Origin of the sequence: Bacillus sp. Marseille-Q1617 (genome assembly GCF_903645295.1) — a bacterium.
In the GTDB taxonomy this organism is placed as follows: domain Bacteria; phylum Bacillota; class Bacilli; order Bacillales; family Bacillaceae_B; genus Rossellomorea.
Genome location: NZ_CAHJXM010000001.1, coordinates 83,536 through 100,158, shown reverse-complemented (window position 1 = coordinate 100,158; position 16,623 = coordinate 83,536). Strand labels below are relative to the sequence as shown.

Genomic DNA, 16,623 nt, shown 5'->3' with positions numbered 1-16,623 from the left:
TCGAGGGTTTGTCTCTTTTTTATGTCTTCACGTAAAAGCGTCAGGATGATCCGGCAGTGCCACTAGATCAACAAATAATCACTTAATTCCGACCCGGACAGGGATAATATCCATTTCAACATTTGTAAACGAATAATCATCTTTATTACCATCCTTGTAGCCCCAGTACCCGCTCGTATCCTGTCCTTTTCTGAAGGTCAGCTCAAATCCTTTTCCTTGATCAAAGCTATAACTTTTCACACTTTCTTCAAGTGCGTTATCGACCAGACTGTAGGATATGAAGTTACCAAGCGAACCATGTGGAGTCAGCACTCCCGAATGGGGAGCTGCTTCATAATCGTAATATTCCGCTCCACTAGTAGACACTTTATGATCACTAATCTTATATTCTTTCGTTTTTACATTGAGTGAATCACCCGACTTGATCCAGGATAATTTTATATTTCTATACTTGTTAGGAACAGCTTCATCCATTTCTGCTTTAGAAAGGTCCACAATGGATACCCCGCCCTTCCCTTTGATTGTCAGGGAATCTGTCTGATTATCAAAAATCAAAGCAGTATCTTCATCGATTCCATACGAGTATTCCCCAGCGGTACCATGAGTAGAGGCAGTTGTGATGAGCCTTCCCAGCCTTGCTTTCTTATCGAAATGCTGATCGATGGTTCCATGCGGGAAAAATCCAAGGCCCTGCTCAAGGTATACAGCTCCTCCTTCCTGCTGAGTCATACTGTCATATTCTTCAGTGAATCCTTGAACAAGGCCGTCGTGGCTGCCGCCGCCTGCAAGCATGACATCACTCATAATGGCTGCGCCTGCACTCGTCCCTCCAAGTACCGCCCCATTTTCATAGATCGCCCAAATACTCTCCAGTGCCTTAGACCTCGTTCCATCTTCGTTGAGAAGGGTATCGGTGATTCTCGTCTGATCGCCTCCTACAAACCATATGGCATCATAGTCTAATAGTTTAGCTGTAAAACCCTCATCGTTCTTGTTTTTCACCCATCGTGATTCATCTGCTTCGGTACCCTTATAATCCCGGTTTGCCAAAGGAAGAATGTCAATCGTATGTTCAGATACTCCATATGAGACCAAGTCCGATTTGAATGCAAGGGAAGACTTCAGACTTGAACTTGCTGCAGGGATGATTCCAATCTTTCCATTAGCACCCGCTCTGTCAATGAAGGCTTTATATACCTCTTCATTACTGCTGCCCAGAGCCCCTCCTGCCATGATCAGACTTCCCTTTGTCTCTTTATTGAAAGGTTGTTTCTGATAAGAAAAGGTGGACTCTTTATATTCAGGGAATAAAAAAGAATCTTCTTCAAAAGAAATATTCACTGGCTTGGCGTCCATCTTCACGTGGACAAAGGAATACGAATCCTTCTGACCATCTTGATAACCCCAGTAGCCGTTTGTATCCCCGGCCTGATGAAATGATAATGCGAACCCGTTCCCTGTACTGTCGTAGAGGTAGCTTTGGATGCGATCAGTCCGGCTGTTATCAACCAAAGAATAAGATAGATAATCCTGAAGTGTCCCATACGAAGTCAGGACCCCGGTTGCCGGCAGAGGATTGAAGCCATAGTATTCATATCCCTTTGTTTCAAGCTTATCTTCTGAGATCATAATGTCGTTCGTTTCGAGTTTCAGCTTGTCTCCTGGCGACAGGTAACTGATATCGACGTTTTTCATTTCTTTTCCAGAAAGAACGGCATCGTTAATATCGACTACAGCGACTCCGCTTCTTCCCAGGAAGCTGACCACCTGCTCCTCATTATTCACAACCATGGCCGTATCTTCATCGATCCCGAACGCAAGCTCTCCTTCATCGCCATATTCAAATGCAGCCGCCGCGAGCCTCCCTAAGCGTGATCGCTCGTTAAAATGCTGGTCAATGATGCCGCCTTGAAAGAAACCAAGACCTTGTTCAATGTAGACTGGAGCATATTCCTTTGAAGCATCCGCATAATCTTTATCGGTGAATTCCTGGTTGAATCCCCCTAAGCTGTCTCCTCCTGTGATCATGACATCGCTCATAATGGCCGCCCCTGCACTCGTCCCCCCGAGTACTGCACCATTTCGGTAAACTTCCCAGATGGCTTCAAGCGCTCTAGTCTTTTTTCCATCTCCTTTTAACAATGCATCTGTGATTCTCAGCTAATCCCCGCCTACAAACCAGATTCCTGTAAGGCCCTTAATGTGCTCAGCCACCTCTTTTTTATTTACGTTCCCTTTCCATTTGTTTTCGTTTTCATCGGTTCCGCTAAAATCATGTGAGGAGATTGGGAGGATTTCTATGGAAGATTCGTTTACGCCATAGCCAACCAGGTCCTCTTTAAACCTATTCGATGACTTCAATGAACTTGATGCGGCAGGGACTATACCGATCCTTGCTTTCTCCTTTCCCCCTGCCAACTTGATGAACTCGTTATACACTTCTGCATTGCTGCTTCCGAGTGCGCCTCCGACAATCACCAAGTTCCCTTTGATCTCTTTCTCTTCCCCTTCAGCATATGTACTGAGGTTTCCCATACCGCCGAATAACAACATAAAACTGAACACAAGCAAAAGCTTTCTCATCTTTGTTATTTCTCCCTCCTATTTAGGTTTCATCTCTTTCAGTTGCAATTTTCATGCCAACCCAAATAGACTGAATTATCAATCGATTTTCCATTTACTTTTTATAATTGGTCTTTAACGGATAAAATATTAAAAACCATTTCAACCAAAAGAAGGAGGTACCTAGAGATATTCTGTTTAAGAAAGACAACCCGATTCTTATCCCCATAAAAAAAACAGATCCCTTAAGGACCCGCTTTTCTTCTATTGGTTTCTATTTTTCAGACGTACATTTTGCTTTTACTCTGAATTACAGCAGGTCATTTACATGATACAGCTTCCCAGATTCAACATCTGTTTCCGTCACAAGCTTCACGAGAACCTCTGCCACTGTATCCGTGTCCCTCAGCATTCCTTGTTCTTTGTAACGCTTAAAATTTTCAACATCGGCAAAGGCTTCTTCTGAAGATGAACGGATTGTTCCCTGCATATCCGTATCCATCACCCCTGGACTGAACGCAATGACTTTATGCCGGCTTTCCTTCTTTGAAAGTTCCAGACTTACGGTTTCCGTCAGCATATTGACCCCCGCTTTCGTGGAACAATACGTACTCCATCCGTAAACGGGTCTGCTCCCTGCTCCTGAACTCACATTGACCATGATAAGCTGACTTTCCGAACTTTGAGAGGCTCTCAGCATTTCATTCGTCACAATCATGGGCGATAGCAGATTTACATTCACACTCTTTTCAAGGTCTGCATTCTCTACCTGACCGGAAGGATTGATGGGTGTCACCACACCTGCATTCTGTACAAGATAAATTTGGCCGGCACCGTCATCAAACACTTTGCTGCCTATCTTTTTAATTGCTTTCTCCGTTTCTGCAGGATTGGAAAGGTCGCACTGAACGTACTCATATGAGACGCCTGTTTCATCACACAACTTCTTTAGCCCGCCATTATCCGTTCGGGAAACGTTAATAAGGGAAATGCCTTTCTGCGCAAAAAGCTTTGCTACCGCCTCACCTAATCCTCTTGTCGCCCCTGTTACAATTGCGTAATCCATATGTACCTCCCCTTTCTTATATGATTGATTATATAAGGAACGTTATAAATTACAAAAAATTTCGTTTCAAATACAAACCTTCTCAAAAAAATAGCTTCACGATACGATATCGTGAAGCCATTTAGCTAAAATTACTCAGCGTTATTATTTTTTTGAAGCACCTTTAATCCAGATCCCATATCTGATGCAAGAATGTAGTTACGGTCGGCAAACACACCCCAGATAAACGAGTTTTCCGGAACGTAACGTCCAATCTCTTCCGGTTTTGCCGGGTCGGTGATGTCCACCGCTCTCACGCCGCCTGCATAGTGAGACAAATAAAGGGTATTCCCGACCACTTTCGGGTCATGGACGGTATTGGCGAATGTCACCCCGTCCTCCACATTGTCAACAAGATCCGTCTTGAAGTTACTCAAGAGCTTAGGATTTGTTTTGTCCTTGATATCAAAGATCCTCGTGTATCCATAGGACTCTTCATATCCTTCCCTTTTTGGAGCGTATACTTCTCTCGTTTCAACCAGAACCGTGCCTCCCTTGGCAACTTGCGCTGAATGTGCCGACCCCTGCTGATCTGATGCATACTCCGTTCTTCCCAAGTATTCTGGATGGTCCGGATCACTGATGTCCAATATGATCGTTCCGAGATCCCAATAAGATAAGAAAGCTGTCTGGGCATTTTCATCTGTCATCACGCTATGATTGAAGACTGGACGAGTCTTTCCATCCGGAGCTTCCCAGTGATAGCCGTTAAAGTCATCTGATACTTCTTCAAGCTGACGGGGATCAAATTCATAGATGGTTTCAGGATTGGATGGATTGCTCACATCAATTAACGAGAAATCCTTCTTCTCTCCGTGTGTATAATAGTCAGCATAGTTGCTTGCCGCCAAGACAAAAGCACGGTCTCCCTGTTTGGTCAGATATAATTCATGGGTTCCCGGTGCTCTTTTATCCACCGCCCAGAATCCGAGCTTTTCAGGATGATTTGGGTCTGTAACATCATAAAGAAGGACGCCCCCTACAGAGTCGGGGTTGCTGCGATCAAGCTGTTGTACACTGACTGCGGCCAAGTCTCCATTAAAATCTTTCGTATTTACCTTCTTCACGATGACCTTCTCTGTCCATGTACCTGGAATTTCATCTGCAAATACCGCTACTTCTTCGGGATTGGACGGGTCTTTGAGGTCAAATACACGAACCCCCCCGTTGCCTCCATTCTGAGTATGAGTACCAACGTAGGCAAAGCCTTTATGTGCATAGACATCAGCCGTGTTATTTTGAACCCCGTCTTTCTCCTTCAATTGAACCGCTGCTGCTTCATGCCATCCACTAAGGTTCTTGCTGCCTTCAAGCTGAGGAATCACTGCTTCTGATCCTGCACCCTCCCCTTTTTCTATGGAAATGTCATCTAATACATCATGGGCGATTGCACTTGGTGTCATCATGGCAAGACCTAATGCTCCAATAAAAAATGATTTTAATAGTAGTTTACCTTTCACGTAAACAGCCTCCCTGACTTTATTCCCATTAATTTCTTTTTATGGTTTTATATGTTTTATCATAAGGCTTACAGCTTGTCAGTATGTTTTTGTAAAAACAGATGAAAAGAACTATCTATTTTTGTAATTTTTAGATTATTTAGTCCGTAAGTCAGTAAGGGTTCTCTGCTTATTGACCCATAGAAAAAAACATGCCTTTAAAAGACATGTTCCATTTCTGTTTCTTTATCTCTTCACCGAATCCCAGGCCTTTGTCGGCCGGTCTGAAGGATATCCGCATTTCTCCCTGTATGCTTTCCTTTCAGCCGTAAAGTCCCACCAGTTCTTCTCACTGTCAGGATACCGCGCATGATGGACGACACATCTCAAGGAATCTTCTACACATGGATCCATCCACACCCCGTACTTCTTTTCCAGTTTAATGATCAGGTCTTCTCCCTTTTCTTGCTTGATATCGTCAAAAGAATAAAACTGCAAGTCTTCGACTACGTTATGGGCCATGTTCGGACCGATGGAAGGAATCTGTTGAAAAATGGACATCCCCACCAAATATCTGGCTCTTTCAAACGGGATTTCCAGCCTCTCACTCAATTCTTCAGGAGAAATATGATTTACATCGCTCAATTTTATTTTTGCCCTGCGAAGTGATGACCTTTCGTCATCTGTCAAAGGAAGTTTTGGGCTCTTACCACTCATGTCACTCCACTTCTTCTATCCCTTAAAGGTCTGTTGTTTGGTCAATTGAAAATCTCCCACTGCAGGACGGTACGCTTTCTTTTTCACTGATTTGTGTTTGCTCTTGATCGGGGCATTGTTGATCAACACACCAACCTTTTGCTGCTGGATTTCCTTTACTCCCTGAACAATGAGCTGCATCGCGATGATGGCAATCATGAATGCCGCCAGCGGAGCAAGAACGATCCAATATTTACCCGTCATCAGAGAATATCTGGCTGAGCTGATTAAGCCTGACCATTCAAAAGTCCCTGATTTAGGCGGGTCCGGCATATCTCCCCCCGTAATGATGGTCCCTCCAAGAAATAGATGGAACAAGCCTAAATGCACCAGAATCAATAGCGTCTGTATGAACTGGTGACCGAAGATGATGAACAATCTCGGGGCCAGATGAGGGAAAAGGTGGGTCCAAAGCAAATGCTTATTGCTCCCTCCCAACAGTTTGGCAGAAAGCACAAAATCTTTTCTTCCTATCAATTTCAATTCATTCCCGATCAATACCGTAGTTAATGGCAGTACCAGTATCGTGAGGACCATTGCTTCAAACACAAGTCGTTCAAACATCGAGTTATCCCATCCAAGTACGGGCAATCCCCATAATACAGGTCTAAGAAGCAGGTATGCAATCAAACTCAGCGGGAGAAAATGTATGGAATCAACCATTCGATCGAGCCAGTTTTTTCTCCGTTCCTTTAAGTGAAAATGATAAAACACTCCTAAGTAAAATCCTCCAATGACCCGTAACAGGGCGACAATCAAAGCAAACAGCAGCGTATATTTCGCCCCGACAATCAATTGGTCCATAATGCTGTACCCATAAATATCAGAACCGAGGATCATTTGATCAGACGGTTTATGTGGAGGACCTGACACAATCCGGCCTTCATCATTTTTAAGATACTTAATGTGGTGGATTGGATTCTCTTTAAATAAAGGGTAAAAAAAGCTATAGATAATCATGATAAACAGCGCACTGCACCCTAAAGCAAACTTAGGATTGTGCATATGCTGCCACCACAATCTTCTGAGTGAATTAAGCCATCCCCAAACCTTCCATTCCGTCCACTTTGTCTTATCTTTCTTATATTGGGTGTCATCTTCATTGGCGGATGTATTCACCCACAGATAAACTCCCTGATAAACGATGAAGAAAGGCGTGAAAATCAAAATAAGCGAAATGGCGATGACCATCGGCCTGAAATCCTGCACGATATAATATGTGATCCCTCTCATATTAAAAATGGTCTCGATGACAAATAAACTTGAAAGCATTCCCCAAATGATGATTTTCCCGTGATAGAAAAGGCTTGGTGAAATATTTTTAAATACATGTGACAATAGAATCTTCCCTTTGGACATCCCTTTACTCTGGGCAAATTCTATATGAGGTTTTAAGAGTTCTTCTTCAGTTATTAAAAGCAGAATCCGAAAGAACGAGATCATCGGGATGATCGAGAGGGTAATCATAGGTGCAAGGTAGATTTTTTCGTCTCCCAATTCCGTGAACTGCATCAGCTCAAAGCCGAATTTCTTAAAGATGAAGACAATGAACAGCTGGAGCAGGAAAGCAAACATAAGGTCAGGGACCGTTTCCAGGAGGTTCAACAGCTTTTTTAAAGGTGAAGACAACCAACGGGGAAGAAATACCGTGATGACAGTCAAAATAAACCCGACTGCGAGTCCGATCGCCAAAGCCCCGCCTAATACTTGTAAAGAATACAGATAAGGATCCCACAGCATATCCATGAAATGTTCCGTATATCCTTTATATGTATAACTCCAATTTTCTTTATCCCAAAATGCAAAGAAAAACTTAACAACTTCTTCGGAATACCCGATGAAGTTATAAAGGCCCCTTTCTCTCATTGCTTGTGGAGCAACGCTGATGGCAATGATCCCGAGAAATCCAAGAAAATAATAGAACACGAATTTAAGCGGAAACCTCCAAAATCTCATAGTAATCCCCTTTTTCTTTTTTTCTTCAGTTTAATTGATGTTGTAAATTTTTTCAATTTTATTTCAATTACAACAATTCAATTTCAAGTAAGCAGCGGAACCGGCTCATGGAAAAATGTAAGCATAACAAAAAGGGACACTCAGTCATGAATATAACCAAGCATCCCTATCTTTCATTATTCATGCCAGCAGCCGACTCGGACGGCCGAGAAAATAGCCCTGCCCAATCGTGATGCCAAGTTCCTTTGCCACAAGCATATCTTCTTCTTGTTCTATTCCTTCTAATATGATGAGTGTATCCCTGCCGTAGAATTGATGAAAGAAAGAGATAAAACGCTGTTTTCTTTCACATACAGCTAAATCTTTTGCAAAATAGCGGTCAAGCTTGATGATATCCGGTTCGAATTCGATGGCCTTTTTTATAGAAGCAGTCCCTTGTCCAAAATCGTCAATGGCATATAAAACATTGTATTGTTTAAGATTCTTTAGAGCCTTCAGTAATAAGGGATTCTGCCAGAGCTCATCTGAAGTCGATTCATTCAGCTCAAATACAAGCCGTCCAGAGAGTTCAGGATAGGTCTCCATGAGATGGTCGAAGTATTTATGAAAGCTTGGGTGTAAGAGCGTGGTCACATACACATTCAAGAACAGCTTTCCATTCTGGTTCTGATTATGCAAGAACCCCTCAATCGCTTTTGAAATCGATAGGGTATCAAGCTTATACAAAATGTTAGCCTTCATGGCCGTCTGGAAAAGCGTCTCTGGATTCTCCTTATAGATATTCCGCAGCAAAGCTTCATACCCGTAAAGCGATTGACAGTGATCAATTGTATATAATGGCTGATAATCATGATAGATAAAGTCATCTTGAAAAATCGTAAATATATTCATAAAACCCCTGTACTCTCTTATCGTAAGTTTTTTGGAATGGAATTCTTTATTTGAAACAAAAAAGACCACATGAAAGAACGTATGAATACGTTCGTATGTGGTCGGTTGCGCTACTAGCTCCCCAGAATGTAAGCGCCCATCTATCATTCAGGTTCACAGCTCCCAATATGCGAAATTTATCATTTTATGTAGAAAAAAATCTTAATAAGTAAAATATACCATAAAACTAGTACATTGGGAGTATTTTTTCATTATTTATTTGAAAATTTAGAATCCGTTACCGCTATCTGGATACATATGGATTCCCCTTCACCCAAAAACGCCATGGATATTCTCTTGCTTCCCCGGTGTTATCAATACCGATTCTTTTTCCTGAAGCAATTTCCAATGGGGTATATCCCTCTGTTATGATAAGCGGCGGCTCAGTATAAAATCTTCCATAGTCCTCCATGGTAATCCCTAAAGCTTTCGTCAATTTACCGGGGCCGCTCGTCCAGTTTTTCATCGGATGTCCTTTTCTTCTTTCCTCCATTAAGTCGAGACCCTCAAGCGGCTCGACCGCCCTGATCAGGATGGCATTAGGCACCCCGATTTCAGCGGATACCACATTGACCAGGCAATGGGTATGCATCAAATATGTATATATCCGGCCTGCTTCATGGAACATAATCTCCGTCCGCTTTGTCCGTCGATTGCCGAAGCTGTGGGCGGCCCTGTCTTCAGGACCCAGATAAGCTTCAGTTTCCACGATATAGCCTGAAGCAATTCCTTCCTCCGTTTCCTTTACGAGCACACAACCTAAGAGCGATTGAGCAAGCTCTAAGGTCGGCCTTTCGTAAAAAGAGAGAGGCAGAGGTGTGTAGTTCATCATTTCACATCCTTATCTAATTCCTTCCTTATATATTTCCTCTTTACCTGCAGGAAAAAACCTTTTAATTCAGCAAACCTTTTCCCCTTATTTCTTTAAACCGGTCAGGCACTCCAACGGAATGGCTTCCACTCGCCGGTCGTTTCTTCCTGTCGTTGTTTCTGCACCCGCCAGGGCATTCCATATTGCTTCCTCGACACAATCCACGGCCATTTCAAAAAGGGTAGACATCATCTCCCCATCTTCTTTAATGAACGAGTATGTTAATATGTTGGCTTCAGATGGTTCATGCGGCACTTTGTGGGCTGTTGAAAAGGCAAGGACGATATCACCGCTTCCGTGCGCTGCATAAGAACCGGTTCGGGAAAGGCCAAATGAGGCTCGCTTTGCCAGCCGCTTAAGCTGCCTTTCATTCATCGGCGCATCTGTGGCCAAGATGATCATAATCGATCCATCAGGTATCTCCCGTTCGTCCTTTTCAATTTTTACCGGTACGCGGAGATCGCTCCGCCTGCCGAAATTCGTTACCACTAGGGCTCCCACAGAATATAAATCATCGTTAAATCTGTGCTGCCGGGAACTCGTGCCGATGCCTCCCTTATAACCTAAACAGAGCATTCCGGTTCCAGCTCCGACGCACCCTTCTTCGACGAATCCCGAGTGAGCCTTATTTATTGCTTCCCCGGCATCCTCAGGGGTCACATGAAGTCCCCTGATGTCATTCAGATACCCATCATTGCACTCTCCGACAAATACATTGACCGTCCCTGTGGTATCTCCAATCTCCGGGCTTTCCTCCATGAGGAATTGAACCGTCCCCTTCATGACATCCCCCACAGACAGTGTATTGGTGAGCATGACCGGGCTTTCCAGCACGCCCAGTTCCTCGATTTGAATGGTCCCCGCCGTCTTGCCGAACCCGTTGATCACATGGCTCGCCGCGAACACTTTTTCCCTGAAAAGATTTCCCCCATGGGGCAGAATTGCCGTAACTCCTGTACGCACCGTTCTCCCATTTTCTTCATAATGAAGTGTCTGGTGTCCCACTTTAACACCCTTAATATCGGTAATGCTGTTAGCTTGCCCGCAAGCATAGGAACCAATCTCCACTCCCAGATCACGCAGTCTTTTTCTCCCCATTGATTGAACACTCCTATTTAACATGCTGCATTTACAATTCGATTTTGAACCTGCTAGTTCCTTTTATGGAACGGAAATATTGATCGTCTGATGCAATGAAGTACCCTACACTGATTTGTGCCTGGCTCAATTCCATCGATTTGTGCCTGGCTCAAATTAGCCATTTTGAGCCAGGCACCCTATCCAGACTTCCACGTATCACACCGCTCTGTCGCTCTCCCCAATTCTCCCACATATTTCAGAGGATACCGTCTGCAGAAGGTGCAAATATTAATAACTGTCATCAACCCTGACCAATTTTGGTCAGGGAGAATGCACCATAAATCAATTGGGGGATATGAATTTGAAAAAACATCTTAGACTGTTAAGCATATGTACACTCATCCCATTAATGCTCTTAACTGCATGTAACACAAATAATGGGAATGATAATCTCAATGGTACCCAGGACGTCACCTATGATCCCGTAAGCTACGGGAATGCTGATAAACCTCGAACTGACCTAGATAGAAACCGTAATAGAACGACAGACATGGGCGGGTATAATGTAAACGAAGGAAACCAAACGGCCCTTCATCGTTTTATGGCACCACTCGATCCCAACGGACAATTACGCGAGTTTACACATTTAGATCCAGGTGATGCGCCCGCTCCAAACGGGGATAACAAAGCGCAAGAACCAAATACTGCACAACCGGAGCCTCCGGCAAACCAGCCTCAGGAAAATACTCAACCGTCAGAGGCAAGCGGGTTTGTGAAGCAGGTAATTGATTTAACAAACCAAGAACGCAAAAAGAATGGACTTGGTGCTCTTAAAGCAGACGGAGAACTATCCAATGTAGCTGAAATGAAATCAGAGGATATGAAAGATAAGAATTATTTTTCCCATACCTCCCCGACATACGGATCTCCATTTGAGATGATGCAAAACTTCGGGATTGATTATTCATCTGCTGCAGAAAATATTGCAGTTGGACAAGAATCACCTCAGTCAGTTGTAAACGCTTGGATGAACAGTCCGGGTCACCGTAAAAATATCCTGAATGGGCAATTGACCCACATCGGTGTAGGAATCGCCAAAGACAATAGCCAAGGGATTTACTGGACACAGATGTTCATTGCAAAATAAATCTGATGAAAAGAAGGGCCGATTTAATCGCGTCCTTCTTTTTTTACATGTCTAGCTTCATAAATTTATTTAGATCCAGGAACCCCAATTTTTCATAAAGCTTTATCGCTTGCTCGTTGCTGCTGTATACATTCAAACGAACTTCATCATAATCCATCTCTTTCAATTCTTTCAGTGCCTGTTTCAATAAGGCAGTCGCCAAGCCATTGCCCCGAAACGTTTTCTTTACATACACATCATTGATCCAGCCAATTTCTTTTCCTGTTACCCAGTCTGTGCTTTTATCCACCTGCACCCAGCCCGCCAGTTCCCCGCTTATTCTGGCTGCAAGAAAATAAGCACCAAACTTTTTTGAATGCTCATAAGCCTTAATCATTTCTTCTTTATGATTTTCAAAAGGGATCCCTGTTGCTTCTTCTCGATTAATCCCAGCCAATTCATATATTTCGGTAATTTCTTCTTCAGTAGCTCTTCCTACAATAACGGACATCACTGATCCTCTCCTCTGATAATAATTGTCTCATATTACATTATAAATCAGAATAATTTGAAAGGAATATCCTTTTGCTTCGGTGAACAGGGTGTCGGAATCAGGATTTTCGTCACTGTCTCATACGTCTCAGGACTGAGTGAAAAATAATCCTGGAGCGTCATTGTTGGAATAAGGGGCTTCAAGTAAAATAAAATTATAAATTGGAAAAACAAACCAAAGCGAGGGGATACAGATGAAGAATATCTTTGCAATCATCATTGCGATATTGGCTTTAGGGGCTCTTTACACCATTTTAAATGATCAAACATCTTTGTTTGCCAAGGAAAATAAATCAGGTGATTCAGTGAAAGTGTCAAATGATGTGGATTCAATTGAATTGCTTTTAGAAAGCGGCGAGACGGAAATTATTCCTTGGGATGAGAATGAAGTGAAAGTCGAAATTGATGGAAATGGTAAACTCACTCTGAAGGAGAGAGGAAATACGATTGAAGTGGAGGTAAAGCATAAATGGTATCAATGGATTGCCTTCAATCAAAAATCAGATATCACCGTGTATGTTCCGAAAGATTATGACCGGGATATGAATATTGAACTTGGTTCTGGTGAAGTTGTATTTACAGGCGGGTCAACATCCACCCCCATGAAGCTTGATACATTCACAGTAAGGATGGGCTCTGGTGATATGGAACTGGTACACTTCGATACAAATGTATTCGATCACAAGGGATCATCAGGTGACTTAACCATTGACAACTTAACCACTAAAGACGGGAAGGTGGATCTAAGCTCAGGAGATGTCGAGATCTCGAACTTTGAGGGTCCGCTAAGCGGCGATGTTTCTTCCGGTGATGTAACGGTCATGATGAAGTCGCTGACAGGGGACATAGACTTTGATGTCAGTTCAGGCGAAGTAAATCTGGACCTCCCGGATGATGCCGGTTTCACCCTGGATGGGCGTGCAAGCAGCGGAGATGTTTCGTCAACCTTCCCACTCAAGGATAAAAAAGATGAGGATGGCGATCTCAGCGGCACAGCGGGGAACGGAAAGTATAACGTGAAGGCTTCTGTCTCAAGCGGCAGTGTGGATATTTACTAACTAACAAAAAAGATGTCAGACCATTTAAGATAAGGTCTGACACCTTTTTTCTATTTATGATGAAACGGGCATTTCCCTTCAATCGGTTCAATATCATCCCCTATGAAGTACTGCTTCCACTCCCGGTGATCAGGATCTCCGTAGTGGCTGATATTGGGGTGTTTCGGCAGGCCGTCCCACTTCTCAACCCGTTCCCTTACTTTTTCACGTGACATGATGCCTCCTTTGGAGGTACCTTCTAGACCTTCAAATATTCTTCTTGGCTGGAAACCTAATACAAGGCTGTTTCCAAGATCGCGGGTTTTCCGCTGCTTATAGGCAGGCGTATTACCGAAAACGAAATACGGCTCTTCCGCGAATGAAAACGCCCATAAGTGGTGATCTGGATCTTTTGGATAATCCGCCGGCCATGGTTTGTCATCATTCTCATGCAGGAACTGAAGGATGTTCCAGAAATATTCGCGGTAATACGGGATATCTCTCTCTTCTTTCTCAGGTTCAACAAATAGAAAGAAACCGTGCCGAATGAGACGCTGCCCTTCCGGTATATCAAATAATTCGTTGAATTCTTTTAATGTCTGGGGCAGATGCTCCCAGTTGTCATGGCTGATATATGAGTAGCGAAGTTCCCCTTTTTTCTCTCCGGTCATCCCGAAATAACAAGGGAACGTTTTGTCCGTTACAACTTCATGAAAACGTTGATATTCCTCTATGACCCACTGCGGCACGAGCTCCGGGTTGGTCATATCTTCTTTCGTGAATAAATAGCTTCTTTTGTCTGACACAACTGCCACCTCACAATTTTTACAGATGGTAGTTTTGTACCCTTCGGCAGACTATCTGAAACAACCAATATTTATGGGATCATTCTTTTCTTAATGATTTGCCAAATAAAAAAAGAGAAAACGGGCTTAGCCGCTTTCTCCTTTCATTTCTCTTACATCTGCCCCCACTTCCTTGCCGATTGCGAGAATCGACTGGTTGATCCGCCAGATATAATAGAGGTGATGAATGATATCCAGTTGAGAGTGAAGCCTGCTTGGCGCAAGCTTCTCGACTTCCGCACGCTCCTCATTAAGGCTCCAGAAATGAGCTTTTCCCTCTGATCCCTTCATCAGTCCACGCAAGGACTTGATATTGTGTGTAAGCTTCTCCTCTGTTTCCCCTAAAACTGCATACAAATGATTCGTTACCTGGGGATCAGCTTTTCTATTGGAAGAGGCTAATAGATGCTTCGCATAATAGTTGATTGCCGTGGTCACCGTGATCCATCTTCCGATTCCGGAACGAGTGAGTGCACCGGGCCTTTGAAGAATGGATGCCGCTTCGTCCTTCACTGCCTGAAGCTTCTGATCGAGATCAAATGCCTGATCAGTAAGAGGTGGATTGTCACTTTTCATAAACCCTTTTAAATAAACAGAAACATAGCTTTCCAGCTCATTAAAGAAATCATCAAGCGCATCCCCCACCTTGTGCTTTGTTTTCTTCGGCAGTACAAGAGCGGACACACTTAAGGCAATCACCGCTCCTGCAATTGTATCCAGCACCCTCGCTCCCATTAATTGCATGCTGATTCCGCCCAACAATAAATCATACATAAACGCGATCAGCATCGTGATGAATAAGCTCATCATCGTATAGGAAACGGTAAACAAATAGAGGGCCATGAATAAAACGAAAAAGAGCAGGAAGACTTCAAGCTCGGATTGTCCGGATACCAGCTTTGCCGCACCAAACCCGATGATGGCCCCGATGACCGTGCCGACAGACCGCTGGAAACCCTTCATATATGTTCTGCCCACTGACTCGGTACCAATCTGGATGATAAAAGTGGTCAGCAGCACCCAATAAGGCTGAGTCGGTGAAATGATTTCGCCTACGATGATAGCAAGGGTCCCGGCGACCAGCGCTTGAATGCCTTTTCGCGTCTGCGGCTTAAGAGACCGATCTATTAACGGCTTAACTTCCTTCTCATCCGGTTCATCCTCAGCCGCTTCATCTGCTGCTTTTATGTCCTCTCCAGGCTTTTTAAGTGACTCCTGGATGGTCAGTGCCGCTTCCAGCACGTGATTCGCAATCGATTCAATCCTTCTTAAGAGATACACTCCTTTAGGCTTTTCTTCTTTACTAAGAAATTCTGTCAGAAGCAGCCGCAGTCCCTGAATGGCTTTCTCCGCTTCCTCCAAGTAATGGGGGTCATAATTATGGGCCAGCACCTCAGCATCCCGGAGCGAACGTATGACCCAGACCAGCAAGCGCCTCACTTCTGCAGATTCCAGCGCATCCAGCTCTTTCAGACGTCTGAGCGAATCCGTCAAGGTCTGGACAAGCATCTCCGTATCGAACACATATAACCTTAGCTGAGACGACTCGATGCCAGGCCACAGCTTTTTCAAATCTTCATCATTGATTTCTGAGGAAACGATTCGTGCATAGTCATTTAAACGATTCACATTTCGATAAAGGATCTTTCTCCTCTTCTCACTGCTGTCAGGATCTTCAATCATTTTTATCAGGATCGTAAATGTCACATTCGATTGGATATGGAAAGAACGCATACTTCTCCTCAGAACATGAACCGAACCCTTAAACAAGACAAAGCTGTAAAAATAAGCGTATACAACTCCGCTGATGATCCCAATATAAAACCACATGAGGTGCGCCGCATCCAATTGCAAAATGAACGACATATAAATGGCCATGAACCCTGCCATCCCCATCGAAAAATAACGGATCTGAAAACGCGAAAAATAAAAGGCCGAGAAGATCACAAGCACCATCAGCCCATTCACGAGCAGACTATAATGTGCGAGTAAAGAACCCACCGTTATTCCAAAAGCGACCGACACCCCAATCAAGACGGTCGTCACTTTCTTCTTCGCTTCGGTGTCATCCATGACGATCATGACCCCAAGCATACCGACAAGCCCCGCCACAATGGCAGGGGTAATCGCCTGATACTCCCACAAATTGAGGAGAAACAGCATCGTAAACACGGCAGATATCAAACTGATCGTCGCCTTCCCTGCCTGCTGAAACCTCTTACGCCCGGGATCCGAAGCCAGGAACCTCCCTAACCATACATGTTGTCTATGTAAATGTTTCATTTCATCATCATACCTCTACCCTTGAAGTAATTTCTTATATCGTACCCTTCTCAATAAAAAAGTAACCTGGACTGTCGAAAC

The 16,623-nt window shown here is 43.7% G+C and carries 14 protein-coding genes and 1 riboswitch; of the genes, 2 read left to right on the top strand and 12 right to left on the bottom strand.

Annotated elements, in window-relative coordinates; all coding sequences use genetic code 11:
* Window positions 1–78 precede the first annotated feature (78 nt).
* The 9 genes from HWX64_RS00575 to HWX64_RS00540 all read right to left on the bottom strand — a co-directional run bounded on the left by HWX64_RS00575 (window position 79) and on the right by HWX64_RS00540 (window position 10,717).
* Window positions 79–2,142 (bottom strand): cyanophycinase, encoded by a 2,064-nt coding sequence (locus tag HWX64_RS00575; protein ID WP_254871001.1) that lies wholly within the window; start codon window positions 2,140–2,142, stop codon window positions 79–81.
* An 18-nt stretch (window positions 2,143–2,160) separates the two neighbouring features.
* On the bottom strand, window positions 2,161–2,583 hold the full coding sequence (locus HWX64_RS21805) for a hypothetical protein (protein ID WP_254871000.1): 423 nt from the start codon (window positions 2,581–2,583) through the stop codon (window positions 2,161–2,163).
* Window positions 2,584–2,872: 289 nt separating this feature from the next.
* The gene (locus HWX64_RS00570) at window positions 2,873–3,628 is read right to left on the bottom strand and encodes a (S)-benzoin forming benzil reductase (RefSeq protein ID WP_175986420.1); all 756 of its coding nucleotides are present in this window, start codon (window positions 3,626–3,628) and stop codon (window positions 2,873–2,875) included.
* 131 nt (window positions 3,629–3,759) lie between these two features.
* Window positions 3,760–5,127 (bottom strand): LVIVD repeat-containing protein, encoded by a 1,368-nt coding sequence (locus HWX64_RS00565; RefSeq protein WP_175986419.1) that lies wholly within the window; start codon window positions 5,125–5,127, stop codon window positions 3,760–3,762.
* 225 nt (window positions 5,128–5,352) lie between these two features.
* Entirely contained in the window at window positions 5,353–5,823 is a 471-nt protein-coding gene (locus HWX64_RS00560; protein WP_175986417.1) for a helix-hairpin-helix domain-containing protein, read from the bottom strand.
* A gap of 15 nt (window positions 5,824–5,838) precedes the next feature.
* Window positions 5,839–7,818: an ABC transporter permease subunit gene (locus HWX64_RS00555; protein WP_175986416.1), complete on the bottom strand. Its 1,980-nt coding sequence runs from the start codon at window positions 7,816–7,818 to the stop codon at window positions 5,839–5,841.
* 180 nt (window positions 7,819–7,998) lie between these two features.
* Window positions 7,999–8,709 (bottom strand): EAL domain-containing protein, encoded by a 711-nt coding sequence (locus HWX64_RS00550; RefSeq protein WP_175986414.1) that lies wholly within the window; start codon window positions 8,707–8,709, stop codon window positions 7,999–8,001.
* Between the two features lie 91 nt (window positions 8,710–8,800).
* Window positions 8,801–8,882, bottom strand: a riboswitch (cyclic di-GMP riboswitch).
* 110 nt (window positions 8,883–8,992) lie between these two features.
* Window positions 8,993–9,577, bottom strand: coding sequence for a DNA-3-methyladenine glycosylase (locus HWX64_RS00545; RefSeq protein WP_175989572.1), 585 nt, complete (start codon window positions 9,575–9,577; stop codon window positions 8,993–8,995).
* A gap of 87 nt (window positions 9,578–9,664) precedes the next feature.
* Window positions 9,665–10,717 (bottom strand): P1 family peptidase, encoded by a 1,053-nt coding sequence (locus HWX64_RS00540; protein ID WP_175986413.1) that lies wholly within the window; start codon window positions 10,715–10,717, stop codon window positions 9,665–9,667.
* A gap of 343 nt (window positions 10,718–11,060) precedes the next feature.
* Between HWX64_RS00540 and HWX64_RS00535 the strand changes: the two genes are divergently transcribed.
* The gene (locus HWX64_RS00535) at window positions 11,061–11,846 is read left to right on the top strand and encodes a CAP domain-containing protein (protein WP_254870999.1); all 786 of its coding nucleotides are present in this window, start codon (window positions 11,061–11,063) and stop codon (window positions 11,844–11,846) included.
* 43 nt (window positions 11,847–11,889) lie between these two features.
* Here the strand turns inward: HWX64_RS00535 and HWX64_RS00530 are convergent, their stop codons facing one another.
* Window positions 11,890–12,336, bottom strand: a complete 447-nt coding sequence (locus HWX64_RS00530) for a GNAT family N-acetyltransferase (RefSeq protein ID WP_175986411.1) — start codon at window positions 12,334–12,336, stop codon at window positions 11,890–11,892.
* Window positions 12,337–12,571: 235 nt separating this feature from the next.
* On the opposite strand from HWX64_RS00530, the gene HWX64_RS00525 reads away from it, so the two are divergent.
* Window positions 12,572–13,435 carry a DUF4097 domain-containing protein gene (locus tag HWX64_RS00525; RefSeq protein WP_175986410.1) on the top strand — a complete coding sequence of 288 codons (864 nt, stop codon included), beginning with the start codon at window positions 12,572–12,574 and terminating at the stop codon, window positions 13,433–13,435.
* A 50-nt stretch (window positions 13,436–13,485) separates the two neighbouring features.
* Here HWX64_RS00525 and HWX64_RS00520 read toward each other — a convergent pair whose 3' ends face one another.
* Together HWX64_RS00520 and HWX64_RS00515 are read right to left on the bottom strand one after the other, a co-directional pair.
* Window positions 13,486–14,181, bottom strand: a complete 696-nt coding sequence (locus HWX64_RS00520) for a YqcI/YcgG family protein (RefSeq protein ID WP_175989570.1) — start codon at window positions 14,179–14,181, stop codon at window positions 13,486–13,488.
* Window positions 14,182–14,346: 165 nt separating this feature from the next.
* Window positions 14,347–16,542 (bottom strand): FUSC family protein, encoded by a 2,196-nt coding sequence (locus HWX64_RS00515; RefSeq protein ID WP_175986408.1) that lies wholly within the window; start codon window positions 16,540–16,542, stop codon window positions 14,347–14,349.
* Window positions 16,543–16,623: the final 81 nt, after the last annotated feature.

Bases quoted from the DNA above. Each gene is read 5' to 3' on its own strand.
- HWX64_RS21805 (WP_254871000.1), bottom strand. From the start codon at position 2,583: ATGAGAAAGCTTTTGCTTGTGTTCAGTTTTATGTTGTTATTCGGCGGT.
- HWX64_RS00530 (WP_175986411.1), bottom strand. From the start codon at position 12,336: ATGTCCGTTATTGTAGGAAGAGCTACTGAAGAAGAAATTACCGAAATA.
- HWX64_RS00545 (WP_175989572.1), bottom strand. From the start codon at position 9,577: ATGAACTACACACCTCTGCCTCTCTCTTTTTACGAAAGGCCGACCTTA.
- HWX64_RS00560 (WP_175986417.1), bottom strand. From the start codon at position 5,823: ATGAGTGGTAAGAGCCCAAAACTTCCTTTGACAGATGACGAAAGGTCA.
- HWX64_RS00520 (WP_175989570.1), bottom strand. From the start codon at position 14,181: ATGACCAACCCGGAGCTCGTGCCGCAGTGGGTCATAGAGGAATATCAA.
- HWX64_RS00515 (WP_175986408.1), bottom strand. From the start codon at position 16,542: ATGAAACATTTACATAGACAACATGTATGGTTAGGGAGGTTCCTGGCT.
- HWX64_RS00525 (WP_175986410.1), top strand. From the start codon at position 12,572: ATGAAGAATATCTTTGCAATCATCATTGCGATATTGGCTTTAGGGGCT.
- HWX64_RS00550 (WP_175986414.1), bottom strand. From the start codon at position 8,709: ATGAATATATTTACGATTTTTCAAGATGACTTTATCTATCATGATTAT.
- HWX64_RS00555 (WP_175986416.1), bottom strand. From the start codon at position 7,818: ATGAGATTTTGGAGGTTTCCGCTTAAATTCGTGTTCTATTATTTTCTT.
- HWX64_RS00540 (WP_175986413.1), bottom strand. From the start codon at position 10,717: ATGGGGAGAAAAAGACTGCGTGATCTGGGAGTGGAGATTGGTTCCTAT.
- HWX64_RS00570 (WP_175986420.1), bottom strand. From the start codon at position 3,628: ATGGATTACGCAATTGTAACAGGGGCGACAAGAGGATTAGGTGAGGCG.